Raw genomic sequence first — 24,647 nt, 5'->3', positions numbered from 1 at the left:
GCCTGGCAGTTTTATGGCTATTCGACGCGGGCGGTGCTGCGTTTTGAACGTCGGTCGCCGACGACGGTTACTGCCACTATCTGTACCTGGGACAGTACCAATCCGACAAATGCGGATGATCCTGATCATCGCATCGAGTATCTGACCTACCACCGTACGGGGACGCCGCCGCCGGTTAATCAGCGTGGTCCGCGGCATGCGCCTACCGGGAACGTGTTCGGGCAGTGGTATGCGATCCGGGATGACTGGGATGTTGACCAGGAGAACACGATGTGTAACTCCACGCCCATCAATCGGGATAGGACTCCGACTCCTGGTTGGCCGCTGCATGGGAATGATGATTTGTGAGCGGAAAGTGGTTCACGGCACCACTATTGGCAACCGTGGTGGTGGCCTGGGCGGGGGCCTGTTCGGGGCAGGGCGATCCTGCTCCGCCGTCGCCGGCTCCGTCGGCGGTGTCGGGGTATGAGCGTCCGGCGAATGTGCATTGGGTTGAGCATTGGAATCCGACGTCGGCTGTTGATTTGAATCGCGCCGATGGCACGTTTATTCGGGCATTCGACGAAGCGCAGGAGATCGCGTCGATCAGTGGCAGCACGGCTACGGGGTCGTTTCCAGGGTTCGCGGCCGCGGACCGGAGTCGTCGTAATCCTCGTTTTTACAGTCATGGCATGACGTGGGAAGTGAACTATGGCTATACGACGCGGGCGGTGCTGCGTTTTGAACGGCGGTCGCCGACGACGGCTACTGCCACTATCTGTGCCTGGGTGAACGTCAATCCGTTCAACGCCGACGAGCCCGACCATCGCATCGAGTATCTGACCTACCAGCGCACGGGGACTCCGCCGCCGGTCAATCAGCGTGGTCCGCGGCATGCGCCCACCGGCAATGTGTTCGGGCAGTGGTATGCGATCCGGGATGACTGGGATATTGACCAGGAGAACACGATGTGTAACTCCACGCCCATCAATCGGGATAGGACTCCGACTCCTGGTTGGCCGCTGCATGGGAATGACGATCTGTGATGCTCGACCCTGATCACCCATTCGCCGCGCTCATCACTCCGGAGATGCTCGCCGAACGGCAGCGGAACAGCGATATGCTCCATGCCCGTCTGCGTGCGGAAGCGGCCGAGATGCGCGAGCATGATGCGCGCAGCGCCGCGGACCCAACCAGGCCGCATGACGCCGACGAATGCTGCCGCGACCCGGTCGCGCGTCAAGCCGAGTTTCGCCGTAGACTCGCCGAAGCCCTCGAAGACGAGTACAACCTCGATCCAGACGCCCGTGTTCGCGGCGTCACCGAGACACGCCGTGCCGCCGTCGATGCCGCTGTCCGCGAACGCTTTCTCCGCGAACTGCGCGCACATCTGACGGAGCATCCCGACCTTCGATGGGTGGCAGCCCCGGAGTAGAGACCCTGACTATGGCAGTATGGGAGGGGGTTCACGTCGCTCCTCGACCAGCAGAAAAGCCGGTGTACCGATTCGCATCGGGTACACCGGCTTTCGCCGGCCGTCAGCTGCGCGTCGAAAAGGAGTTCTTCAGGGCGGCCAGAGCATCGTCGCCGAGGCCGGACACCGACATCGGGGCAGATGCGGTCGCCGGTTCGGAGGTGTCCTCCTCGGTCGCGTCGTCCGCCGCGGGCGGATTGGCGATCGCATCGTCGACCGCGGCGGCGAGCTCGTGAATGGTGACGAACTCGAACACCATCTGCGGGGTCAGCGGCAGCCCGAGCGCAGCCGCACGGGTGGCCCACTGGATCGCGATGACACTGTCGCCGCCCAACGCGAAGAAGCCGTCCTCACGGTCGACCTCGTCGATCTCCAGGAGCTCTTCCAGCAGCCCGATCAGGGTGGTCTCGGTGTCGGTGGCCGGCGCGTCGAGCGCGGCCGGGGCCGGGCGTGCCGTCGGTGCCACCGGGGTCCGATGGACCACCGAGCGATCCGTATCCCAGTCTCCGGCGAGCACATTCAGTCCACTCAGCGGAGTATTGGCTTGGTGGGCAAAGGCTTCGAGCACCTTCACGGTGGTGTCGGCGAAGAACTCACCGGTGGCCGCGACGTACAGATCGGGGTTGACGACGATGCGCAGGATGAGATCGCCGTTGAGGTCCACTGTGTAGTCGAAGTGGAAGTCCATGAAGGACACCTCGTAGAACTTGGCGACGTCACGGTACGTGGTCGCACCGTCCTCGCTGAACGGTGTCGGGGCGCCCTTGTGTCGGACATGCATCATCACCTGGAACAACGGATTCCGGGACAGCGAACGCTGCGGGTTGAGGGTCTCGACCATACGCTCGAAAGGAACGCCCTGATGGCTGATCGCGTCGAGTGCGCGATCACGGACCCGCGACAGCAGTTCGCGCGGGGTGGGGTCGCCGGACAGGTTGCTGCGCAGGACGACCACATTCGCGAACAGGCCAACCAGTTCGTCGGTGGCCTCACCGAGACGGTTGGCGACGGCCGCGCCGATAGCCAGGTCATCCCCGGCGCCGAGCGCGTTGAGGGTGGTCGCGCCGACCGCATGGCACAGCATGAACTCGGTCGCCCCGACGCCTTCCGCGGTCTCCAGCGCACGTTGCCACACCGCCGCCGGCACGACACGTGCGGTACCGATCCCGTTGCGGCCCAACACCTGCGGCCGCGGGAAATCGTGGCCGACGTTGATCTCGTCGGGCATGTCGGCGAGCGCCTGCTTCCAGAAGTCGAGCTTGCGAGCTCCGACGGCGCTGACCTCGCGATCCGGACCCCGGTCGAAGACCTCACGCTGCCAGATCGCGAAGTCGGCAAACTGGATCGGCGGGGCCGTCCAGCCCGGCTCCTCGCCACGCACCCGGGCACGATAGGCGAGGGTCAGGTCGTCGGCGAAGATCTCGCAGCTGCGACGGTCGGCGATGATGTGGTGCATCAGGATCGACAGCACCGCGTCGTCGTCGTCGAGAACGAGCAGGCGGAGCTTGAGCAGCACCTCGGTCTGCAGGTCGAAGACGTAGGCGACGTCGGCCGACAACTCCTCGTCGAGCCGCTGCTCGTCGCCGTGCAACTCGATCACCGGAATGTCGAGCGGACTGCTCGGATGAATCAGCTGATACGGCGTGCCCTCGTGTTCGGGGAACGTGGTGCGTAGCGACTCGTGGCGCTCGACGACATCCTCCAGCGCGGCGAACAATGCGGCGCGATCGATCGGACCTTCGAGTCGCAGTGGGTAGGTGACGTTCTCACCGTCGATCGCCCCCTCCATCCGCCGCTGCATCCAGTAGGCGCGCTGCGAATACGACAGCGGAATGTAGTCGGGGCGTACCTGGGGGGTGGGAATGGGTCCGGGGCCCGCTTCGGTTTCGGCAACGGTACCGGCACTGGCGTCGGTGGTGGTCTCGGCAGTGTCGCCGACGTCGCTGAACTCGTCGAGGTCGATGTCGAACTCGTCGCGGAACGCCTCGACGAGATGGCCGGCCAGGGCGCTGACGCTCGGCTTGTCGAACGGCACCCGCATGTCGAGTTCGATACCGAACTCGGTGCGGATCATGGTGATCAGGCGTGCGGCGAGCAGCGAATGACCACCGAGCTCGAAGAAGGAATCATCCGCTCCGACCTGCTCGCGGCCGAACAGCGTGCCGTAGAGGCCGGCGATGCGGATCTCGGTGGGAGTCTGCGGTGCGCGGTAGTCGGGGGCGGAGGCGAACTCGGGCACCGGCAGCGCACGCTTGTCGAGCTTGCCGTGGGCGGTCAGCGGGATCTCATCGAGGAATGTCACGGTGGCCGGCACCATCTGCTCGGGAAGGCGCTGGGCGACAAATTGTTTCAACAAATCCGCGTCGGGACTGGCGTTCGGCTCCGCGACCACGAACGCCGACAACACCGCGCCGGCGGCGCGATGTTCGGTGACCACGACGACTGCGTGTGCGACGTCGGGGTGTTCGACGATGCGCGTCTCGATCTCGCCGAGCTCGATGCGGAAACCGCGCACCTTCACCTGCTCGTCCGAACGGCCCAGAAACTCGATGTGGCCCTGCGTGTTTCGCCGTGCGAGGTCGCCGGTCCGGTAGAGACGACCGCCGGTGGTGAACGGGTCGGCGACGAAGCGCTCGGCGGTCAGTGCGGGCCGGTGCAGATAGCCGCGGGCCAGCTGGTTGCCGCCCAAGTATATCTCACCCGGCACGCCGGTAGGGGTGAGCTGCAACGAGTCATCGAGGATGTAGAGGTGCACGTTCTGGTTGGGGATGCCGATCGGCACGATCCCCGAACCCTGCGGACCGACGACCTCCATATGCGAGGACGACACGACAGCCTCGGTGGGGCCGTAGTGATTTCGCAGGTTGGCATCGAACTGGGTGGCGAAGCGATCGGCGACCTCACCGGCCAGGGCCTCGCCGCCGACCGGCACATGCCGGAGGGAACGCCAGTCGGCCGCCTCGGGCAGCACGAGGAAGGTGGCCAGCATCGACGGCACCATGTGCAGCACGGTCACACCGTGCCGGGTGATGAGGTCGGCGACGTAGGGGATGTCGCGGTAGGCGTTCGCCTTGGGAACCACCACGGCTGCGCCTGCGGTCAGGGTGACGTAGATGTCCAGCAACGACGCGTCGAAACTGACCGAGGTGGACTGAAGCACGCGGTCGGAGCCGGTGAGCTCCCACTCCTCGGTGAAGCCGAGGAGATGTTCGGCGATCGCGTTGTGCGGCACCGGAACACCTTTGGGTTGTCCGGTCGACCCGGAGGTGTAGATGACGTAGGCCGTGTTGGCCGGGTGTAGCGGTGCGACGCGGTCGGTGTCGGTCGGGTCGGTCGCGGACAGGGCCGCCGATTCGGCGATCGCGGCCCGGTAGCCCACCTCGTCGAGCTCCAGTGCCGGTGCGGCGTCGGCGCGCAGATACTCCACCCGGTCGGCCGGGTAGGCGGGGTCGATGGGCAGATATGCCGCGCCCGCCTTGAGGACCGCCGCGGACGCGACGATGAAGTCGACCGAAGTGGCCAGACGCAACGCGACGACATCCTCGGGGCCGATGCCGCGTCCGATCATCCAGTGCGCCAGACGATTGGCCCGTGCGTTGAACTCTGTGTAGGACAGCGACTCGGCGTCGGAGACAACCGCGTCGGCGGTCGGGGTGGCCGCGACCTGCCCCTCGAGGAGTTCGACCATGGTGGTCGGCTCGGTGTCGACAAGTCGGCCGTAGGAGCGTTCCAAGATCGCGCGGCGCTCGTCGTCGCCGAGGATGTCGATGTCGCGCAGCGCAATCGATGGATCGGCCAGCACCTGGTCAAGAAGCCGGCGGTAGTGCGCGAGGAAGTCCTCGACGAGCTCGTCGGAGAGCACGTCGGTCAGATAGGTTGCCTCGATACGCGCCCCCGCGTCACCGGCGACCACCAGCAGACCCAGTTCCTCGGCGGCGACCGGGGAGTGCAGCGGCAGCTCGGTGGCGCGCACTCCGGGCAGGTCGAAACCGTTGGCATCACCGCGGCTGGTGAAGCTCACCTGGACGAGTTGGGACATGGCGTCCCGGCCACCGGTGCGTTCGGGGCCGACCTCGCGGACGACCCGGTCGATACCGGCGCGCTGGTGGGCGAAGGCTCCGGCACAGGTGTCGCGAGTCCGGTCGAGGGCATCGGCGAAACTGAGATCGCCGTCGAGGTCCGCACGCAGGAGGACCGCGTTGCCGAAGTATCCGATCAGGTGCTCGGCGCCGGCACTGCGATTGACGACTGGTGTCGACACGAGGAAGTCGGTGGCGCCGGTGTAGCGGAAGAGTGTCGCCTCGAAGGCGGCGAGCAGGACCGAGAAAGTGGTGGTGGCGTGAGTGCGGGCGAGATCGGCGACGGCCTGGCCGACCGCGGGCGAGAGCGGCGCCGAAACCGTGGCGGCAGCCCGCGAACGCACCGTCGCACCCGCCCGGACCGGAAGATCCAACCGTTCCGGCAGCGGCGAGAGTTGCTTGCGCCAGTAGGCGAGATCGGCCTCGGAGGTTTCCGACGCGCCGAGGGCGACATCGAGGTACTGAGCGGCCGGACCGGGTAGCTGTTCACCCCGATAGCCAGCGTTGACCTGCCGGAAGAATTCTGGCCAGGAGTCGTCGTCCCAGCCGACATGATGCACGACGAGCAGCAGTGCGTGATCGTTCTCGGCGAGGGTGACCAGGGTGGCACGCACCGGCGGCTGCGCGGTCAGATCGAACGGTCGGCCGAACTCGGTGTCGGCCAGCTTCGTCAGCTCGGTGTCCGGGTCGTCGGCTCCGCGCAGATCGCGCACCTGCCACGGCAGTTCGACGTCGGTTCGCGAGACCTGGAACGGCTCGCCGTCGGCGTCGACTCCGTAGGTGGTGCGCAGCACCTCGTGGTTGGCGATGACGGCGGCGCACGCGGCGCGCAACCGGTCGGCGTCGAGGTCGCCGGACAGCCGATAGGCGACACAGACGTTGAGAGTGGTGTCGGTGGGGTCGAGGCGCTGCACGAACCACATCCGCCGTTGTGCCTCCGACAGAGGTGCCGGCTCACCGGGCACGCGACCCGACGCCGCCTCGGATTCGGCGGCCTTCACGTTCTGTTCGCGCAGTCGCTGCTGCAGCAACTGCTTGCGGCGCTCGGTCAAGGCGTCAGTCATCGCGATCCTTCGAGTTCGGATATTCGGTGCCGTCGACACTCCGGTGGCCCGAATGTGGCGACGACCTGGGCAACGCGCGGGCGGGTCGCAGTGGTGGGGCTGGCCCCTTTCCGCAACCGCAACACGTCGGTTAGGCTTACCTTAACTTGCCGGTGCGGAGAATAGCCAAAGGATGGCCCACGATTGACCGAGCACCATGACGTCCGCAATGACGTAGCCGCAGCACTGGGCGTTGCCGCCGAGGACATTCGCGACGACGACGACCTGATCGCCCTGGGCCTCGATTCGATCAGGATCATGAAGATTGCGGGTGACCTACGTAAACGCGGTCACCGACTCAACTTTGCGCAGCTCGCTGCGGAGCCGACGGTGGCCGCCTGGTCTGCGCGGGTGGCCGCATCAGCGGCCGACGCGCCCGAACCGGCGGCACACGGGACGGTGACCGAGCCGGTCCCAACTCGGCAACGGGAGCCGATGGTCGAGGCGGTGTCCGAGGTCGACGCGGAACAGTCGGCGGATTCGACACCCTTCCCGCTGGCTCCGATGCAACACGCGTTCTGGATCGGGCGGACCGAACTGGCCGATCTGGGCGGTGTGGCGGCGCATCTGTACGTCGAGTTCGACGGCGCCGGAATAGATCCCGGTCGGCTGCGGAGCGCGATGGCGCGACTGGTCGAACTGCACCCGATGCTACGGGCGCGCTTCCTTCCAGACGGAACCCAGCAGTTCCTGGAATCGCCGGTGCGGGAACCCTTTCAGGAGTACGACCTGCGTGCCGCGGGACCGGATGAGCTGGCCCGGGAGCTGGCCGCCCGACGCGACGCGAAGAGCCATCAGGTTCTCGATGTGGGTAGCGGCGAGGTTGTCGACCTGACCGTCACACTGCTGCCGGAGGGACGCCACCGCATCCACTTCGACATCGACATGCTGGCCGCCGATGCGATGAGTTACCGGCTGCTGCTGGCCGATCTGGTCGCGCTGTACGACGGGGCGCAGCCGCAGGCGGCGGGTATCACCTACCGCGACTACCTCCAGCACCGGGCCACCCATCCGGATCCCGCGCGGGCGGCCGATCAGGCCTGGTGGACGCAGCGGCTGCCGGAACTGCCGTTGGGGCCTACCCTGCCGAGTCGGCCCGATGCGGGGAGCGATGAGCATCGCGTGGTCAGGCACCACCGATGGATCGACCCAGAGTCGAAGCGGGCTCTGCTCGACGGTGCGCACGGCCGTGGTGTCACGCCGGCTATCGCGCTCGCGGCTGCGTTCGCGGCGACCATCGGGCAGTGGTCGAGTGACCGTCGATTCCTGTTGAATGTGCCGCTTTTCCACCGGGAAGCGATCCATCCCGACGTCGACCGGATCTCCGGTGATTTCAGCTCGTCGGTACTGATCGACGTCGATCTGGTGCCCGGGCAGAACGTGCTGGAGCTGGCACAGGCCATGCAGAAAACCATGCACGCCAACGGTTCCCATGCCAGCTATGGCGCCCTGGAGGTGTTGCGGGACCTGGGTCGCCATCGTGGCGAACAGGTACTCGCACCGGTCGTCTACACGAGCGCACTCGGTCTGGGTGAACTCTTCTCCGACGACGTCCTCACCCGGCTGGGCGATCCGTCGTGGATCATCTCGCAGGGGCCGCAGGTCGTGCTCGATGCGCAGGTCACCGAATTGCGCGGCGGCCTGCTGCTCAACTGGGATGTCCGCGAATCCGCCTTCCCCGACGGCGTGGTCGCCGACATGTTCGCGCGGTACACCGGGCTGATCGACGGGTTGATCGGTGGTGACGGATGGGACGGCGCCGCCCTGGGCGCGCTACCCGCTGCCCAGGCACAGGTGCGGGCACGCGTCAACGACACCGCCGGGCCTTCGACGAAACGCGTACTGCACGAGGAGTTCTTCGCGCGGGCGGCGCGCGAGCCCGGCCGCACCGCGCTGGTCGCCGACAGCGGGTCGAGTACCTACGGAGCGCTCGCTGCGCAGGCATTGGCGGTCGCCGCGGCGCTGCGTGCAGCCGGCGCCCAGACCGGCGACGCCGTACTCGTCCAGGTGCCCAAGGGGCCGGCCCAGCTGGTCGCGACCCTGGGTGTGTTCGCCGCCGGATGCGTATGGGTGCCACTGGCTTACGATCACCCGGCGGCCCGGCGGGAGACGATCCTGACCACCGGTGGAATCGGTCACGTACTCGGGTCCGGGCTCGACGCCGGTGATCTTCCCGCGTCGGTGACCCTCGTCGACCTATCTACTGCCCGAGGCTTCGCCCCCGCATTGGACGCGCCGGTGCTGCCCGATCCCGAAGCCGTCGCCTATGTGCTGTTCACCTCCGGATCGACCGGAACCCCCAAGGGCGTCGAGGTCCCGCATCGGGCTGCGATGAATACCATCGACGACATCAACGACCGGTTCGAGGTGGGCGAGGACGATCGGTCGCTGACCGTCGCAGCGCTCGAATTCGACATCTCGGTCTATGACATCTTCGGGCTGTATTCGGCCGGCGGGGCCGTTGTAGCGGTCGAACTCGACGATGCCCGCGATCCGTCGGCTTGGGCGGATCTACTGCGGCGACATCAGGTTTCGATTCTCACCTGCGTGCCGAGCGCACTCGACATGCTGATGACCGCGGCGGAGGGTGACCCGCGGGGGCTGGGCGCCTCGCTGCGGGCCGCGTTGCTCGGTGGCGACTGGGTCGGCGTCGACCTACCGGGCAGGCTGCACGCGCTGGTGCCGGGCGTGCGGTTCGCCGGACTCGGCGGCGCCACCGAGATCGCCATCCACGGCACGGTGTGTGAGATCGCGCAACCGCCAGCGCACTGGACGTCGGTGCCCTTCGGTACGCCGCTGCGCAACGTGCGATGTCGGGTCGTCGACACGGCCGGAAACGATTGTCCCGACTGGGTTACCGGGGAACTGTGGGTCGGCGGCGCGGGGGTGGCCCACGGCTACCGCAACGACCCGGAACGGACCGCCGAACGGTTCGTCACAGTCGACGGAATCCGTTGGTATCGAACCGGAGATCTCGCCCGATACTGGTCGGACGGCACCATCGAGTTCCTGGGCCGCGCCGACCATCAGGTCAAGATCCGGGGGTTCCGCGTCGAACTCGGCGAAGTCGAGGGTGCGCTGCGGTCGCTACCGCAGGTCCGCCACGCGGTGGCCGCCGTCGTCGACGCGGGTGGCGGGGTACGTACCCTGGCCGCGCTGATCGTCCCCGGCGGGGACCTGCCCGATCAGGATTCGCTGGTGTCGCAGATCGAGCAGGAGCTGGCTGCGGTCCTGCCCGCCTATATGGTGCCGACCCGGATGGAGACCGTCGAGGCGATCCCGTTGACCTCCAACGGGAAATCCGATCGACGGGCGGTGACCGCTCTGCTCGCTCAGCGTGCTTCGGCGGCGGAGGTCGTCGCGCCGGAGACCGCCTTGGAGGAAGCCTTGGCATCGATCGTCGGGGAGGTGCTGGCGCGTCCGGTCACCGAGATCGGCGTCACCGACGACTTCTTCGCCATCGGCGGGGATTCGGTGCTTGCGACGACCGTGGTGGCACGCATCCGGGACTGGCTGGATGCGCCGCATGTCGGGGTCGCCGACATCTTCGGCACCAAGACGGTCCGGGCGCTGGCGCACCGGATCGACGAGACCGACGAACGGCCGGGACGACTTGAGCAGGTTGCCGCCGTGTACCTGGAGATCGCCGCGATGGACGACGAAGCCGTCGGCGCCGCCGCGATCGACTGAGACTCGCAGGCGACTGCACGCGAGGGGTACGCCGGGGTGTCCCCACGCCCCCGGCGTACCCCGATTCTTCGCAGGCCCTTCTTGCGACGACGAGGGGGTTCCCAGGTGCTGCGACGTCGATTAGGCTGCCGCAGATGAAGAAGGGGATTCTGGCCGGCATCGCCGCGCTGACCTGTGGGCTGATCGCCCCGATGCTCGGCGCGGCAGGCGCGCACGCGGCTCCGGGCGCGAGGGTGCCGGCGGCCGTGAGCGGCGGATGTTCGATCACCGACAACGGGGTGTGGATAGCGCCGCCGATGCCGGTGCTGGGGTGGGCGGAGAACGTCGGCTACGACCGATCCGGTGACCTCTGGGTGTCGCGGACCCTGCGCAATGTGGTGCAGCGCTATGACCGGGCCGGGCGGGTGACCGCATCGGTTGTGGTCGATTCGCCCGGCGCTGTCCGACTCGGCCCCGATGGCCGCATGTACGTCACCTCCGGCGACACGACGGTCAACATGATTCCCGGGTTGCCGCTGACCGGGCGCGTTCTACGCTTCCGTCCGCCGGCCCGAACCGGGCCGGAACCCGTACTGCCGCAGGTGTTCGCGACCGGCCTCGGGATGCCCAACGGATTGGCGTTCGACGCGCGGGGTGCGGTGTACGTCGCGGACAGCAACCTCGGTGTGGTGCGCATCGATCCGCGCGGGGTGATCGACCGCGGGTGGACCGCGCGGGCTCCGAAGAATCTCGCACCCACGACGACGGTCAACGGCACCGGCGTGAACGGAATCGCCATCGCCGATGGGGTCGCTTACGTGACCCTGACCTCCAGCCTGTCCGGCCGGGTGCTGCGTATTCCACTCGACAGACCCGAGAAGATCGGGGTGGCAACAGATCTCACCGCGCCACTACCCGGCTTCGTCGACGATGTGGCAGTCCTCGGCGGGCGATGGATCGCCGCGGCGACCACGACCGGACAAGTGATCGTCGTCGATCTGCGGTCCGGGCGGCGATGTTCGACCTTCGTAGGTGAGCCGCTGACCTCGATCGCGGTGACGCCCGGTGATGATCGGCGACTGGTCGCCGGTACCGAGTCGGGCAATATCCGGGTGCTGCGGGTCGTCGACTGACGAGTCGCGGTGGTTCGGCTCAGTCGGTAGGGCCCGGTGCCGGGGTGCCGACGACGAAGCTGCCGACGTTGCATTCGACGAGTTCGTCGTTGCCGGTCAGTTCGGCGAAGGCGGAGGTGTCCCCGTAACCCTGTGCGACGCCACCGAGTCCCATCGCGGTTGCGGTGAGATACAGATTCTGGGTGAGCACGCCGACGTGTTTGAGAATCACGGCGTACGTCATCTGCTCGTAGGTCCACATGATGCGGCCGACACGGGCAGCCGCGATGAGCAGCACCTGCGGTTGCCGCCCCTCACTCAAGGTCAGTGCGGCGGGTGCGATCAGCCGGGCGATCGCCGGATGGTCGTAGTCGGCGACATGGCGTAGGACATGATCAAACGAATCATAGTGGTACATACCGGGCTTCAGGCCGTCGCTAGTGCGCACCACCGCGTACAGCTCCATCTCGTAGAGCGATCCGCCGGACGGATGCGGGCGGGAGGGCAGCTCTTCGTCGATTCCGCGAGTTTGTCCGATGGTGCGGACGTCACGGGTACGGGCGCTCCGGTACAGCAACTCGCCGAGCTGCGCGAGCGTGATGGGATGGTCGTCATCGAAGGAGCGCACCGACCGGCGATCCTCCACCACCTCGGTCAGCGTGCGGTCGGCGAGCCGCAGCGCATCCAAGTCAGGGCGTGGAAGATCCACGACCGCACCGGGATACGCCGGCCGGCGGGCCGGTAGCGGATCGAAGGTCGATTCGGCCCAGCGGGTCGGCCCGAATTCCGACCAGCTGGTGGCCCGGTTGCCGACGGTACTGCGGCGGTGGAACCACAGCTCGTGCGGACTCCAGCTGCGGGTTGCGAACTCGCGCTCCTCGACACCGGCAGTGCTCACCATCGCGGCCCAGGACAGGTCGGCAAACAGTCGCGCGGTGACGTCGTCGGGGAGGGTGTCACCCGGCACCGGTGCGGTGATCGCGGTGAGCGCAGCGGCGTCGTGGAACACGACATCGCACCAGGACGCCGGATTCTCGGCCACGATTCCGAGGTCGGTGCGGCGAAGGATCGTGAACCGGGACAGGAGCGGTGTGTCCACGGACACCGCGGGCCGGGGGCCCGGGGGACGACGAAAAGGAATCAGCGAGTAGAGATTCCGGTCCTGCGCCGGATCCCCGGAACGGACCGACACCCGCAGGCGCAGCGCACCCAGGTCGATGAGGCGGTCGACGAGTTGCCGGATGTCGGCGTCGGCGTCGGCCGGCACCGCCAGCGCGCCCGCGTTGAGCGCTCGGATGGCGTCGGTCTGCGTGGGGGTCAGGCCGTCGAGGCGGACCTTCGCCGGGAGGACGATGGCGCCGCCACCGCCGAGCAGGCAACGCACCCCATCGGTGAAGGCATAGGTGGTCACGAATCCGGTCGCGGTGGTCAGATCCATGTCGGTAGCTTAGCCTGCCCTCACTATGTAGTCGTCGGTGGTGTACCGGTGAGATCCTTGACGATCTCGGCCGTGGTCAGGGATGCGCCGCAGGTGGAGTTCACATAACCGATCGTGTGCAGATGTTCGGCCCGGGAGAAGTCGGCGACCGCGTCTGCGGCGAGAAAGGGGGACAGGTCGCGCATGAAGGCATCCGCCGCGGTCAGCATGCAACCGATATGGGCGTAGATTCCGGTGATGATGAGCTGGTCGCGTCCGAGTCGCCGCATCTGGTCGGCGAGATCGGTACGGACAAACGCCGAATAGCGCCACTTCACCATCTCGACGTCGGAATCCCGAGGTGCCAGCGGCGCGATCACCGCGGCCTCCTCGTCGGTGGCGATACCCGGCCCCCACAGATCGGTGAGCAGCCCGCGCCGCTCCGGCGCCTGACGCGGTGGTTGGGCCGACAGGATGACCGGTATCCCCATCTGGTCGCAGGCATCCCGGAGGGCACGAACGTTCTCCACCACCTCCGGCATGGGCGCCCCGTCGAAGGCGCTGACGAAATACTCCTGCATGTCGTGGATCAGAAGGACCGCGCGCTGTGGGTCGGGTGCCCACCCTGCCCGGCGCGGGGGCAGCAGCCCGGTATCGGGCAGGTCATAAGGGGCGATCGCGGGAAGCGGCATGGCTCACCGCACCGCGGCCGCGATGTCGTTCAGGATCACCTGCAGTCCAAGGGGTCCCGACGCGCTGGTCCACGGCACCCCGTCGACCGGATAGATGTGGTTGCCGCGGGCCGCGGCGAGGCCGGTGAAGCCGGGCAGGTCACGGGCGGTGGCGAGGTCCTTGCGGGCCTGATCCTGGCCGGCGAGGGCGCCGAAGAAGAGGTAGTCGGCGTCGATGAGGTCGATGTTCTCCAGGCTCACGCGCTGGCCGGAACGATTCGTCGAATCGATGGCGGCCTGCGCCTTCGGCCGGGTCATGCCGACCTGCTCGAGGGCCCATGCGGACAGCGAGTGCGCCCCGATGATGGTCGGGCCGTTGGCCGCCCAGCGCACCACGCTCGCGGTGAGCGGCGCATCTGTACCGGCCCGCGCGGCGACCGCCTTCTTGGTTTCGGCGACCTGGGCGTTGATCTTGTCGACGACCTGCTGATGCTGGGGATGCCGATTCAGGACTTCGGCGACCGCACCGAGATAGGTCTGCCAGCTGTCGACGAACTTGCCGATCTGTACGGTCGGGGCGATCTTGCTCAGCTCGCCGATCGAATTCTTCGCACCGGTGGTGTCGTCGACCAGGATCAGATCGGGGCGCAGTTTGAGGATCTTCTGTAGATCAGGGCTGCCCGAGGAGGCGACGATCGGGATGTCGGCGGCACGCTGACCGAGGTAGGCCGGGGTGGACTGCTGACCGCGGGCGCTGGTCGTACCCACCGGGGTGACGTCGAGGGCCAGGGCGGCATCCAGTGAGATCTCGGACAGTGTCACGACTTTCGTCGGGGTCTGCGGAATTGCGACGACGGTGCCGCGCGCATCGCGGTAGTCGCGGGTCGGCCCGGACTGCTCGAGGGCGTCGTCACCGGAGCAACCGGCGACGACGCCGAGTACGGCGATGGCCGCGGCCAGGACAGCGACGACCCGGCGGGTCGAGGTGCGCGATCGGGACAGCATGGGCAACTCCTAACAGGTGGGGGAGATGGAGCGGAGGTCATCGAGCAGCAAGGACGCCCACCAGGCGTCGTCGTGGCCACCCGGATAGCGGTGGAACGCGGTCGGAAATCCGACCTCGGATGCGGTGGCGGCGAGTGCGGCGACGTTGGGGGCCAGTTCTTCCTCGTAGTCGCCGACGGCCAGCCGGAGCCGGGTGGGTGCGTCTGCGGCGCGAAGCTGGTCGTGGATCCAGTGCTGGGGTCCGGAGACGTCGGCGGGCCGGCTGCGCAGACCGGGATGCCACCATACCGAGGGGGAATAGGCGAGTACGGTGTCGGCGGCCGACGGATGCCAGGCGGCCAGCGTCAGCGCGGCCAGCCCGCCCAGGCTCTGACCGGCGACGATCCGCTGCTCCGGACGGACCGGTAGCTGCGCGGCCACCTGGTCGAGCAAGCGGGTGGCGATGGCGTCGAGGACTGCACGATTGCCGCCCAGAACACTCAGCCGCACAGCGGGGTCCGACGGTGATTCGACGCCGAGGACTGCGTACCGACGCGACAGCCGGCCGTCGTCGTGGGCGCGTTCGAGGACTTGGGGCAGCCGATGACGGCCGAACCATTTCTCGGCATCGAAGACGAACAGCAGGTCGAGCGGATCGTCGGGGGCATGGGGGGTATGGGGGGTCAGGGGGGCATGGGGGGTCAGGGGGGCATGAGGGGTCAGGGGGGCATGAGGGGTCAGGGGCACGCTCAGCCGGTACCGCAGGCGAACACCGTCGGCGTCGATGGTGCCGTCGGTGTCGGGGCCGCTCCCCGTTGCCCGCACGGTGTGCTGCCACGGGGAGATGTCGGGGGCGTCGGAGCCGCGCAGGACCGAGCCGAAACTGGATCCGGCCGACAGCGCGGCGTTGAGCGGGTCGGGCTGCGACAGGCCGACGACCTCGCGGGTGTAGCGCACCCGACCGTCGGTGACCCCCGGTCCATCGGCGGTGAACGGGTAGATGCGATAGGTGGCCATCACGCCGCGTGTGACGGTCAGTTCGACGAACCACAGATCTGTTGCCGCACAGCGGTTCATGAGTCCGGCCGCGGCATGTCGCTTGTCGGTGAGCCGGTTGACCCACAGATAGACGCCGTCGACCTGACGACCGGTCTCGGGTATCCAGACGAAGAGCGCGCGCTGCCGGTCGGGATCGGCCGGGTCGTCGGTCAGGATCGGGGAGCCGTGGGCGGTGACGGCGGCGTGGACCTGCGCGGCGGGCACATGACATTCGCCCATGCCGAGGATCGCGGCGCGGAGTTCGGTCGGGGTCATGGGATGGGCCCGACGTCGGCGACATCGTCTGCGCGCATCCGAGCCCGATTGCACTCGTCGGCGATCAACCGCAGGGCCGGAGGTCTGACCATGCCCGGATGCGTTGTGGCAATGTCGATCTGGCGGAGTGTGCCGGTGAGGTGGGCGGTCCAGGCCGACGGATCGAGAAAGTCCTGCGCACCTTCGGTGGCGCGGAACAGTACCGCGTCGCCGTCGAAGACGGAGGTCTCGTGGTCGCGCATCAGGGTCGCGAAGTGCGCTACGGTGCCCGCGATCGCGCGAACCTGGGTGCCCGAGAGATTCCCGAAGGCGGTGTGTGCGCCCCGCAGGGCGGCGACCATGTCGTCGTCGGAATCCAACGCGACGTCGTCGACGCCCGCCATGATCAGGAAGGCCCGCCGGATCTCGGCTGCCGACGGCGGCGGCTGGTCCTGCCACAGTTCGCTCGGATAGGCGTCGAGGAGGAACAACTGCTCCACCATGCGGCCGCGGGCCTGGGCCAGGACCCCCATCTCGTGGGCGATGACACCGCCGACCGACCAGCCGAGGAGACGGATGGGTCCTTGCGGGGCAACGGATTCGACCGCGTCGAGATATCGTGCGGCGATCTCGGTCAGATCCTCGCCGGGGGTGGCCCCGGAGAGCCCCGGCGCCTGCAGGGCGTACACCGCGCCATCGCGGTCGAGGTCGGGGAGTAGTCCGGTATAGCACCAGCCGAGGCCACCGGCCGGATGGACGCAGAACAGCGGAGCGCGCCGAGCGGCGGTCGCGGGTGCGTCACTACGGGGAGCTTCACGCAGCGTGAGCATCGGGCCGAACGGGTCGGCGGCAGCCTCGCCGCCGAGATGGCGGGCCAGTGCGGACACCGATGGCGCGGCGAAGATGTCGCCGACGGTGACCTCGCGGCCGAGGGTGGTACTCGTGCGGGCCGCCAATTGTGCGGCGAGTAGTGAATTTCCGCCCAGTTCGAAGAAGCTGTCGGTTGCCGAGACGGTGTCGCGTCCGGTCACCTCGGCGAAGATCGCGACCAATGCCATCTCCAACGGTGTTGCGGGACTGTCGACCTCGGCAGAACCGAGCTGTGGCTCCGGCAGTCGCCGCCGGTCGAGTTTGCCGTTTGCGGTGGTCGGTAGGGCGTCGAGCAGGACGAGGGCGTCGGGCAGCATATATCCCGGCAGCCGCCGAGCCAGCGCCGAGCGCAACTCGTAGCTGTGCAGGTTCACCCCGAACTCCGGTGCCGCATAACCGACGATGATCGCCGCCGGGCCGGACCCGCGCACGACGACGGCGGCCTGTGACACCCCGGGCGTCTCGCGCAGCGCGGTGGCGATCTCACCGAGTTCGATACGGCGACCACGGATCTTGACCTGATCGTCGGTGCGGCCAACGTATTCGATGTTGCCGTCGGCGCGACGGCGCGCCAGATCCCCGGTGGCATACATCCGCTGACCGGGGGCGAAGGGGTTGGCCACGAAGCGGGTCGCGGTGAGACCGGGCCGGCCGAGATAGCCGCGGGCGAGCTGGACGCCGGCGAGATACAGCTCGCCGATGCTGCCGATCGGCAGCGGGCGTAATGCGTTGTCCAACACGAAAACCGAAGTGTTGTACACCGGAAGGCCGATCGGGACACCGGAATGATCCCAGGTGGCCTCGGGGTGCCAATAAGTGACGTCCACGGCGGCCTCGGTCGGCCCGTACAGATTGCGGACCTTATCCGGGCCGAGGACCTCGTCCGCGCGCTCGACGGTGGTGACCGGCAGGGCCTCGCCCGAACAGATCACCAGCCGCAGCGAGGAGATGGATGTGGCGGCAGGCTCTTCGAGGAAGGCGGCGAAGGCGGACGGTACGAAGTGACAGACGGTGATCGCGCCGTCGGCGAGTTCGGCGGCCAGGCGGCCACTGTCGCGCTCGGCGCCGGCCGCCGCTACCACCAATGTGGCGCCGGTGATCAACGGCCAGAAGAACTCCCAGACCGACACGTCGAAGGAATACGGCGTCTTCTGCAGGATCCGGTCGTCGGGGGTCAGTCGGTAGGTCTCGTCCATCCAGTGCAGCCGGTTGACGATGCTGCGGTGGGTGATCGTGACACCCTTCGGACGTCCGGTCGATCCCGAGGTGAAGATGACGTATGCGGCGTCACCGGTGGATGCGCCCGCATCGGTGGGTGCCTGAACCCTGCCGACCGGCGTCACCTGCAGCGACAGGCTCTGCCACCGCCAGCTGGTGTTGCCTGCCGACGTGCCGGGCGGTGCGGACAACACTGCCACCGGTTGTGCATCCGCCAGGATCGACTCGATGCGATCGTCGGGCAGCTCGGGATCGACGGGGAGATAGGCGGCGCCGGCCAGAATGGTCGCGAGAATGGCGAGCACGGTCTCGGGGGAACGGGTCAGGCGAAGCGCGACGATCCGATCCGGTCCGGCGCCGACGCGACGCAAGTGACCGGCGAGATCGACTGCTGCCGTGATCAGTTCGCGGTAGGTGAGGGTCGACGTGCCCCACTGTAGAGCGGTGCGATCGGCGTGGCGGTCGGCGGTGGCGAGGAGCAGGTCGCCGAGGGTGGCATCCGGGAACGGTCGCGCGGTGTCGTTGTGCGTGTGGATCTGTTCGACGGCGTCGGCCGCGGTGGAGACCCGAAGCGCGCCGAGGGCGGTGGTGGGCTCGGCGTCGGACAGCTCGTCGAGCAGTGCGACGATCCGGTCGGCATGGGCCACGGTCTCGGACATGCTGTAGCGCTGCGGATTCGCCTCGACTTCGAGGATCAGGCCGCCGTCGGACTGCGGTGATGCGGTGACGGTGACATCGTCGACCGGACCCATCGTGATGTTGGTGACGGTACCGACGGCAGGGCCGAAACGGAGTTCGGGGGTGAAGAACTTGACGTTGACCACCGGCCCGTACAGGGCGTGCGCAGTGTCCAGCGCACCGATGTCCCGCCGCACTTGATCGGCGCGATACCCACTGTGCGGTCGTACTTTTCGGATCTCTCCGGTCACGGTCTCGATCAGGGCGGCGACGGTCTGTGTCGGGGCTGGGGCGACGCGTAGAGGCAGCACGTTGACCGCGGGCTCCATGGTCGGCCTGCGGCCCATTCGGCGATTGGCCCACGGCATACCCAGGATGACCTCGGATTCGCCGGACAACGCCGCGGTGTACATCGCGGTAGCCGCGAGCGTCGCCTCGGCCCAGCCGTAGCGGGTTGTGGTGCGCGCCGCCAGTTTCCGGGAGATGCGGTGGGCGCGGTCGACGGCGGCGCTGTGCGTCTCACCGGCCAGGCTCGGCGGACGGGTGTCGCCGCGGCAGTAGTCGCGCCAGAAGGTGGCGGCGTCTGGTCCCGGTACAGGGGCGTCGGGATCGTCATCGACGAAGGGACTGTTCGGAAGTGGCGTACCGTCGAGTAGGGCGGTATAGCGTGCCGCCACCCAGCGCAGCACCGCGGCGAAGGAATATCCGTCGATGCACAGGTGATGGATGCGCTGGATCCAGATGTGATGGTCGGCGGCGCGGCGGATCAGGCGCTGATCACTCAGCATGACCCCACCGATCTCCTCGGCGCCGGGTGCCGCCGACAGCATCTCGTCGATGACGGCGGTGACGGCTGCCTCGGCATCGGGGTTCGTCGGGTCGACCTCGATCAACGGAACCCGGTGCGTACGTACGTCCGGATAGCGGCGAGGTCCGTCGGGGCCGGCGATGTAACGCGCATTCAGCGGGGCCAGTTCGGCCAGACAGTCTGAGACGACCCGCACGAACAGCCCGGCGTCCAACTCGCCACGGATGTCGACTCGTTCGGCGGCCTGGTACACCGACGACCCCGGCACTTGCTGCTGACCGAACCACATCGCGGTTTGGGCTGCGGACAGCGTCGGCAGGTCGGGCAGGTGATCGGGCATCGGTTACTCGGCGACCTTCGACGGGGGTAGAGGAAAGTTAGGCTACCCAGACTATAGACTCGACCAGGTGACCGTATATCCGCCCGAGTTCGCCCTGCGTTACCGCGAGCGCGGCTATTGGATCGGGCAAACGCATTCCGCCCTGCTCGCCGGTGCCACACAGGCCCATCCGTCGCGTCCCGCGGTGACCGACGACCGTCGGTCACTCACCTACGCCGAACTGCAGGCCGGTGTACACGGTCTGGCGCACGGATTCGCCGGTCTCGGGTTGTCCGCGGGCGACCGCGTCGTGGTGCAGATGCCGAATGTGTCGGAGTACCTCGAAGTCGTCTTCGCGCTGTTCGACGCCGGTCTGGTGCCGATCTTCGCCCTCGCCACACACGGAGTCGCCGAGATCGACGACCTGGTGACCCGCGGTGAGGCCGACGCATACGTCACCGTCGACACCTTCGGCGCGACCCGCTTCGCCGACATCGCCGCGACCATCCGCGAACGCCACCCCGGCGTCGCCGTCGTGGTCGCCGAACTCGACGCGACGGCAGCCGAACGCCCGGCCGGGACCACGGCGCTGGCCGAGATCCGGACCGCGCAGACATCCTCAACCGGACGCTCCTCGCAACCCGATGAACTGGCCTTTCTGCAGCTGTCGGGGGGCACCACCGGAACGCCGAAGCTCATTCCGCGGACCCACGACGACTATCTGTATTCGGTACGGGAGAGCGCCGACATCTGCCGACTCACCCCCGAGTCGGTCTTCGGTGTGGTGCTGCCGGTCTCGCACAACTTCACCATGAGCTCCCCGGGCGTACTCGGCGCGATCCACGCCGGAGCGCACATCGTCATGGTCGGGGCGCCCGACGCGGCCACCGTGTTCGCCGCCGTCGCCCGGCACCGCATCACCCAGCTGTCGGCGGTGCCGCCGCTGGTCGCCGCGTGGATCGATTCGCCGTCGCGCACCGCACACGATCTGTCGTCGCTGGCGGTGCTCCAGGTGGGCGGCGCGAAGCTGTCACGTGCCCTCGCCGAGCGGGTGCCCGATGCCTTCGGCGTCGTGCTGCAGCAGGTCTTCGGCATGGCCGAGGGGCTGGTCAACTACACCCGCCTCGACGACGACCTGGAGACCATCGTCGGCACCCAGGGCCGCCCGATCAGTCCCGACGACGAGGTGCGGATCGTCGACCCGACCGGAACTCCGGTCGCCGACGGCACCCCAGGATCGTTGCAGGTCCGCGGGCCGTACACGATCCGCGGCTACTGGGCGGGCCAGTCGCCGCAGTCGTTCACCGACGACGGCTTCTACTGCACCGGCGATATCGTCGTCCGCGACGACCGCGGATACCTGCGTGTCGTCGGCCGGGACAAGGACCAGATCAACCGGGCCGGGGAGAAGATCGCCCCCGAGGAAGTGGAGAACCACCTCCTCACCCATGCCGCGGTGCGCGACGCGTCGGTCGTCGGGGTGCCCGACGATCGGCTCGGTGAACGGATTCTGGCCTACGTGATCCCCGCGACGAGTGCGCAGGTACCGCTGCCCGACGAGTTCGGCATCCGCGGCTACCTGCGGGAACGCGGACTGGCACGATTCAAGATCCCCGACCAGATCCTCGTCGTCGACGAGTTCCCGACCACCGCCGTCGGCAAGGTCAGCAAGAACGCACAACGCGACGGCCAGGACGCAGTCGATACTCCCGACGCTCAGGTGACACCGCACGACGCGATCCTCTCGGACTTCGCGGGCAAACTGGCCATCGACCCGGCGACACTGTCGGGGTCGACCGCGCTGGCCGACACGGGCATCGATTCCCTGGCCCTGATGGCGCTGCTGGACAAGTGGCGGGCGCAGGGAGCGGCCGGTCTCGACTTCGAGACACTGGCCACCTCGGAAACCCTCGACGAGATGATCGCGGTGGTACTCGCCGCGCAGACGCGGCGTGCGAACTGAGCCACCACGCATCTCGCGTCGGCGCGGTGCGGGCGTCTATGCGGTGTGGTGGGTGGTCGGTGCGCTCGTCGTGCTCGGCCTCGCCTGGGGCAGTCTGTTCGTCGGGTCCCGGCCGGTGCCGGTCGGCGAGGTCTGGGATGCGCTGTTCCACTACCGCGGCGGTTTCGACCAGGAAGCCGTGCGCGGCCATCGGATTCCCCGTGCCCTACTCGCCATCGTCGTCGGCGCGGCACTGGGTATGGCCGGGTCGCTGATTCAGCGGTTGATGCGAAATCCGTTGGGCGATCCACAGATTCTCGGGGTGAACGCGGGTGCCTCACTCGCCGTCGCCATCGCGATCGGATTTCTCGGACTCACCAGCGTGTGGTCGTATGTGTGGTTCGCCTTCGCCGGTTCGGTGGTGGCGATGGTGATCGTCTACGCACTCGGTACCGCGGGCCACGGCCCGACCACCCCGGTGCGGGTGACGATGGCGGGCATCGCGATCACCGCCGTCTTCACCGGCGCCGTCCGCGGCATCGCCTTCATCAACCCGGATGCTTTTGACGCACTGCGGGTCTGGGAGGTCGGGGACCTGGCGGGCCGCAACGCGTCGGTACTCGTCGCGGTGTTGCCGTTCGTGGTGGTGGGCGGCATCCTCGCACTCGGGTTGTCCCGGGCACTGGACGCGATCGCCATGGGCGACGACCTCGCGACCGCGATGGGTGTCCCGGTACCGCGGATCCGGCTACTGACCGTCCTGGCGATCACCCTGTTGTGCGGCGCGGCCACCGCGGCCGCCGGACCGATCGGCTTCGTCGGATTGATGGTCCCGCATGCGGTGCGGCTCCTGCTCGGTGTCGGCGGCTGGTGGCTGACCGCCTTCTCGATGCTCGGCGGCGCCGCGCTCGTCCTCGTCTCCGACGTCCTCGGGCGGGTGTTGGTGCGGCCCGACGAGATCCCGGTCGGCATCGTCACCGCCTTCGTGGGCGCCCCCGTCCTGATCCTGCTGGTGCGCAGGCTGTCGGTGGGTACACGATGAAGCCGACAGTGGATTTCGGGCGGCCGACGCTGCGGATGCGAGCCGGCTCGCTGTCGATGCGCGTCGACCGGCGTTCCCTCGTGGTCGCGACGATCCTCACCATCGTCACGCTGGTCGCGGCGGTGGTGGCGCTGGGTTCCGGCGAATACTCGGTGGCGCCCTGGGATGTGGTCACCGCCCTGTTCGGCGGCGGCGACCCGATCGACCGGCTGGCCATTCGCGAGTTCCAGGCCCATCGCGTGGTCGCGGCACTGGCCTTCGGCGCGGCGCTGGGCCTGTCCGGCGCCATCTTTCAGCTGCTGACCCGGAATCCGCTGGGCAGCCCGGACATCATCGGCTTCGGCGTCGGCTCCTACACCGGTGCGCTCATCGTCGGGCTGGTGTTCTCCGGCAGCTATCTGATGACCGCGTCCGGTGCGTTGATCGGTGGCCTGGCGACCGCACTCGTGGTGTACGCGTTGGCTTTTCGGCAAGGCGTCGGTGGATTTCGGCTGGTGATCATCGGCGTCGCGGTCAGTGCGATGCTGGCCGCCGCCAACTACTGGCTGATCCTGCGGGCCGATCTCGGCGAGGCGATGGACGCCGCCCAGTGGGGTGCGGGCAACCTCGGCACCGTGACCTGGGATCTGGTCACGCCCGCGGTGGTCGTGATCGTCGTGCTCATCGTCGGCGTCGCCGTGCTGGCCCGCCGGCTGCCCGTGCTCGACCTCGGCCCCGACCTGGCGCGCACGCTGGGTGCGGAGAATCGTCTCAGTCTGCTCGGGCTGCCGATCCTGGGCGTCGCGCTGACCGCTGCCGCGACCGCGGTCGCCGGACCGATCTCCTTCATCGCCCTGGCCGCACCTCACATCGCCCGCCGCCTCGTCGGCGGGGGACAGACCCCGCTCGTCGCGACCGCCTTGACCGGATCGGCGCTGCTGGTGATCAGTGACGTCATCGCCACCCGCGCGTTCGCCCCGAAGGTGCTGCCGGTCGGGGTGGTCACCGTATGTCTGGGTGGCTGCTATCTCAGTTACCTCTTGTACCGCGAATTGAGGCAGGACCGATGACGACGATCAGCACGCGGCTGGGCGCTGAGGCCGTCACCCTCGGCTACGACGGCGCCATGATCTCCCAGGATCTGACGGTCGAGATCCCCGACAATCAGTTCACCGTGATCATCGGGCCCAACGCCTGCGGCAAGTCGACGCTGCTGCGCGCCCTGTCCCGGCTGCTGACCCCGAAACACGGGACGGTCGTGCTCGACGGTAAGGCGATCACCGACTATTCGGCTAAAGAGGTGGCCCGGCGGCTCGGGCTGCTGCCGCAGTCGTCGATCGCACCCGAGGACATCCGCGTCGCCGAACTGGTGTCCCGCGGGCGGTATCCGCATCAGCGATTCCTCCGGCAGTGGTCGCACAACGACGAGCGGGTGGTGGCCGAGGCGATGGCCGCCACCGGCATCGAGCATCTCGCCGGGGACCGGGTGGACAGCCTGTCCGGCGGGCAGCGGCAGCGGGTATGGGTCGCCATGGTGCTGGCCCAGGAAACCCCGCTGATCCTGCTCGATGAGCCGACCACCTTCCTGGACATCGCGTTTCAGATCGAACTGCTCGACCTGTGCCGATCGCTCAACCGGGATCAGGGCCGCACCGTCGTCGCGGTCCTGCACGATCTCAACCAGTCGTGCCGCTACGCCGACCACATCATCGCGATGAGCGAGGGCCGGATCGTCGCGGAAGGGCCACCCGCCGAGGTGGTCACCGAGGAGCTCGTCGCCGACGTCTTCGGCCTGGACTGCCGGATCATCGACGATCCCGAATCGCACACCCCGCTGATCGTGCCGAAGGTGCGCCGAAACTAGGGGAGGAACGTTCGTCCCCTACTTTCGGGTTCGTCCGCTAGGTGTAGGTGGGGGAGGAACGCAAACCTAGGGGAGGACTGTTCGTCCCCTACTTTCGGGTTCGTCCGCTAGGTGTAGGTGGGGGAGGAACGCAAACCTAGGGGAGT

General features: G+C 67.9%; 15 protein-coding genes. 9 read left to right on the top strand and 6 right to left on the bottom strand.

Going from position 1 to position 24,647, the window contains the following annotated elements; translation table 11 throughout:
• From QSJ18_RS19740 to QSJ18_RS19730, 3 genes are all read left to right on the top strand, one after another.
• A partial coding sequence (locus QSJ18_RS19740) for a hypothetical protein (protein WP_286328361.1) occupies window positions 1-348 on the top strand: 348 nt, incomplete at its 5' end.
• Window positions 345-1,025: a hypothetical protein gene (locus QSJ18_RS19735; RefSeq protein ID WP_286328360.1), complete on the top strand. Its 681-nt coding sequence runs from the start codon at window positions 345-347 to the stop codon at window positions 1,023-1,025. The genes QSJ18_RS19740 and QSJ18_RS19735, both read left to right, overlap by 4 nt.
• Window positions 1,025-1,414 carry a hypothetical protein gene (locus QSJ18_RS19730; RefSeq protein WP_286328359.1) on the top strand — a complete coding sequence of 130 codons (390 nt, stop codon included), beginning with the start codon at window positions 1,025-1,027 and terminating at the stop codon, window positions 1,412-1,414. Before QSJ18_RS19735 ends, QSJ18_RS19730 begins: the two co-directional genes overlap by 1 nt.
• 103 nt (window positions 1,415-1,517) lie before the next feature.
• Here QSJ18_RS19730 and QSJ18_RS19725 read toward each other — a convergent pair whose 3' ends face one another.
• The gene (locus QSJ18_RS19725) at window positions 1,518-6,596 is read right to left on the bottom strand and encodes a non-ribosomal peptide synthetase (protein ID WP_286328358.1); all 5,079 of its coding nucleotides are present in this window, start codon (window positions 6,594-6,596) and stop codon (window positions 1,518-1,520) included.
• Window positions 6,597-6,779: 183 nt separating this feature from the next.
• Here QSJ18_RS19725 and QSJ18_RS19720 point away from each other — a divergent pair, with 183 nt between their 5' ends.
• A complete protein-coding gene (locus QSJ18_RS19720; RefSeq protein WP_286328357.1) occupies window positions 6,780-10,325 on the top strand; it encodes a non-ribosomal peptide synthetase in 3,546 nt (1,181 codons plus the stop codon).
• Window positions 10,326-10,459: 134 nt separating this feature from the next.
• Window positions 10,460-11,437, top strand: a complete 978-nt coding sequence (locus QSJ18_RS19715) for an SMP-30/gluconolactonase/LRE family protein (protein WP_286328356.1) — start codon at window positions 10,460-10,462, stop codon at window positions 11,435-11,437.
• A 19-nt stretch (window positions 11,438-11,456) separates the two neighbouring features.
• Here the strand turns inward: QSJ18_RS19715 and QSJ18_RS19710 are convergent, their stop codons facing one another.
• The 5 genes from QSJ18_RS19710 to QSJ18_RS19690 are packed head-to-tail and all read right to left on the bottom strand — an operon-like array spanning window position 11,457 to window position 19,695.
• Entirely contained in the window at window positions 11,457-12,854 is a 1,398-nt protein-coding gene (locus QSJ18_RS19710) for a SagB family peptide dehydrogenase (protein WP_286328355.1), read from the bottom strand.
• A gap of 23 nt (window positions 12,855-12,877) precedes the next feature.
• On the bottom strand, window positions 12,878-13,525 hold the full coding sequence (locus tag QSJ18_RS19705) for an isochorismatase family protein (RefSeq protein WP_286328354.1): 648 nt from the start codon (window positions 13,523-13,525) through the stop codon (window positions 12,878-12,880).
• Window positions 13,526-13,528: 3 nt separating this feature from the next.
• Window positions 13,529-14,509: an ABC transporter substrate-binding protein gene (locus QSJ18_RS19700; protein WP_286328353.1), complete on the bottom strand. Its 981-nt coding sequence runs from the start codon at window positions 14,507-14,509 to the stop codon at window positions 13,529-13,531.
• A 9-nt stretch (window positions 14,510-14,518) separates the two neighbouring features.
• Window positions 14,519-15,802 (bottom strand): alpha/beta hydrolase-fold protein, encoded by a 1,284-nt coding sequence (locus QSJ18_RS19695; protein WP_286328351.1) that lies wholly within the window; start codon window positions 15,800-15,802, stop codon window positions 14,519-14,521.
• A complete protein-coding gene (locus QSJ18_RS19690) occupies window positions 15,799-19,695 on the bottom strand; it encodes an amino acid adenylation domain-containing protein (RefSeq protein ID WP_286328350.1) in 3,897 nt (1,298 codons plus the stop codon). The genes QSJ18_RS19695 and QSJ18_RS19690 overlap by 4 nt, the downstream gene beginning before the upstream one ends.
• A gap of 67 nt (window positions 19,696-19,762) precedes the next feature.
• Here QSJ18_RS19690 and QSJ18_RS19685 point away from each other — a divergent pair, with 67 nt between their 5' ends.
• From QSJ18_RS19685 to QSJ18_RS19670, 4 genes are read left to right on the top strand one after another with little or no spacing between them, the layout of a single operon-like run.
• Window positions 19,763-21,637 carry an AMP-binding protein gene (locus QSJ18_RS19685; RefSeq protein WP_286328349.1) on the top strand — a complete coding sequence of 625 codons (1,875 nt, stop codon included), beginning with the start codon at window positions 19,763-19,765 and terminating at the stop codon, window positions 21,635-21,637.
• Window positions 21,627-22,658 carry a FecCD family ABC transporter permease gene (locus QSJ18_RS19680; protein ID WP_286328348.1) on the top strand — a complete coding sequence of 344 codons (1,032 nt, stop codon included), beginning with the start codon at window positions 21,627-21,629 and terminating at the stop codon, window positions 22,656-22,658. Before QSJ18_RS19685 ends, QSJ18_RS19680 begins: the two co-directional genes overlap by 11 nt.
• The gene (locus QSJ18_RS19675) at window positions 22,655-23,707 is read left to right on the top strand and encodes a FecCD family ABC transporter permease (protein ID WP_286328347.1); all 1,053 of its coding nucleotides are present in this window, start codon (window positions 22,655-22,657) and stop codon (window positions 23,705-23,707) included. The genes QSJ18_RS19680 and QSJ18_RS19675 overlap by 4 nt, the downstream gene beginning before the upstream one ends.
• Window positions 23,704-24,501: an ABC transporter ATP-binding protein gene (locus QSJ18_RS19670; protein WP_286328346.1), complete on the top strand. Its 798-nt coding sequence runs from the start codon at window positions 23,704-23,706 to the stop codon at window positions 24,499-24,501. The genes QSJ18_RS19675 and QSJ18_RS19670 overlap by 4 nt, the downstream gene beginning before the upstream one ends.
• Window positions 24,502-24,647: the final 146 nt, after the last annotated feature.

The sequence above is a fragment of the Gordonia heveisoli genome, from assembly GCF_030315745.1.
In the GTDB taxonomy this organism is placed as follows: domain Bacteria; phylum Actinomycetota; class Actinomycetes; order Mycobacteriales; family Mycobacteriaceae; genus Gordonia.
This window is presented reverse-complemented; position numbering and strand designations above follow the sequence as displayed.

Coding starts and splice junctions, on each gene's coding strand:
- QSJ18_RS19730 (WP_286328359.1), top strand. CDS start 1,025: ATGCTCGACCCTGATCACCCATTCGCCGCGCTCATCACTCCGGAGATG.
- QSJ18_RS19710 (WP_286328355.1), bottom strand. CDS start 12,854: ATGGATCTGACCACCGCGACCGGATTCGTGACCACCTATGCCTTCACC.
- QSJ18_RS19675 (WP_286328347.1), top strand. CDS start 22,655: ATGAAGCCGACAGTGGATTTCGGGCGGCCGACGCTGCGGATGCGAGCC.
- QSJ18_RS19715 (WP_286328356.1), top strand. CDS start 10,460: ATGAAGAAGGGGATTCTGGCCGGCATCGCCGCGCTGACCTGTGGGCTG.
- QSJ18_RS19695 (WP_286328351.1), bottom strand. CDS start 15,802: ATGACCCCGACCGAACTCCGCGCCGCGATCCTCGGCATGGGCGAATGT.
- QSJ18_RS19725 (WP_286328358.1), bottom strand. CDS start 6,596: ATGACTGACGCCTTGACCGAGCGCCGCAAGCAGTTGCTGCAGCAGCGA.
- QSJ18_RS19700 (WP_286328353.1), bottom strand. CDS start 14,509: ATGCTGTCCCGATCGCGCACCTCGACCCGCCGGGTCGTCGCTGTCCTG.
- QSJ18_RS19670 (WP_286328346.1), top strand. CDS start 23,704: ATGACGACGATCAGCACGCGGCTGGGCGCTGAGGCCGTCACCCTCGGC.
- QSJ18_RS19690 (WP_286328350.1), bottom strand. CDS start 19,695: ATGCCCGATCACCTGCCCGACCTGCCGACGCTGTCCGCAGCCCAAACC.
- QSJ18_RS19705 (WP_286328354.1), bottom strand. CDS start 13,525: ATGCCGCTTCCCGCGATCGCCCCTTATGACCTGCCCGATACCGGGCTG.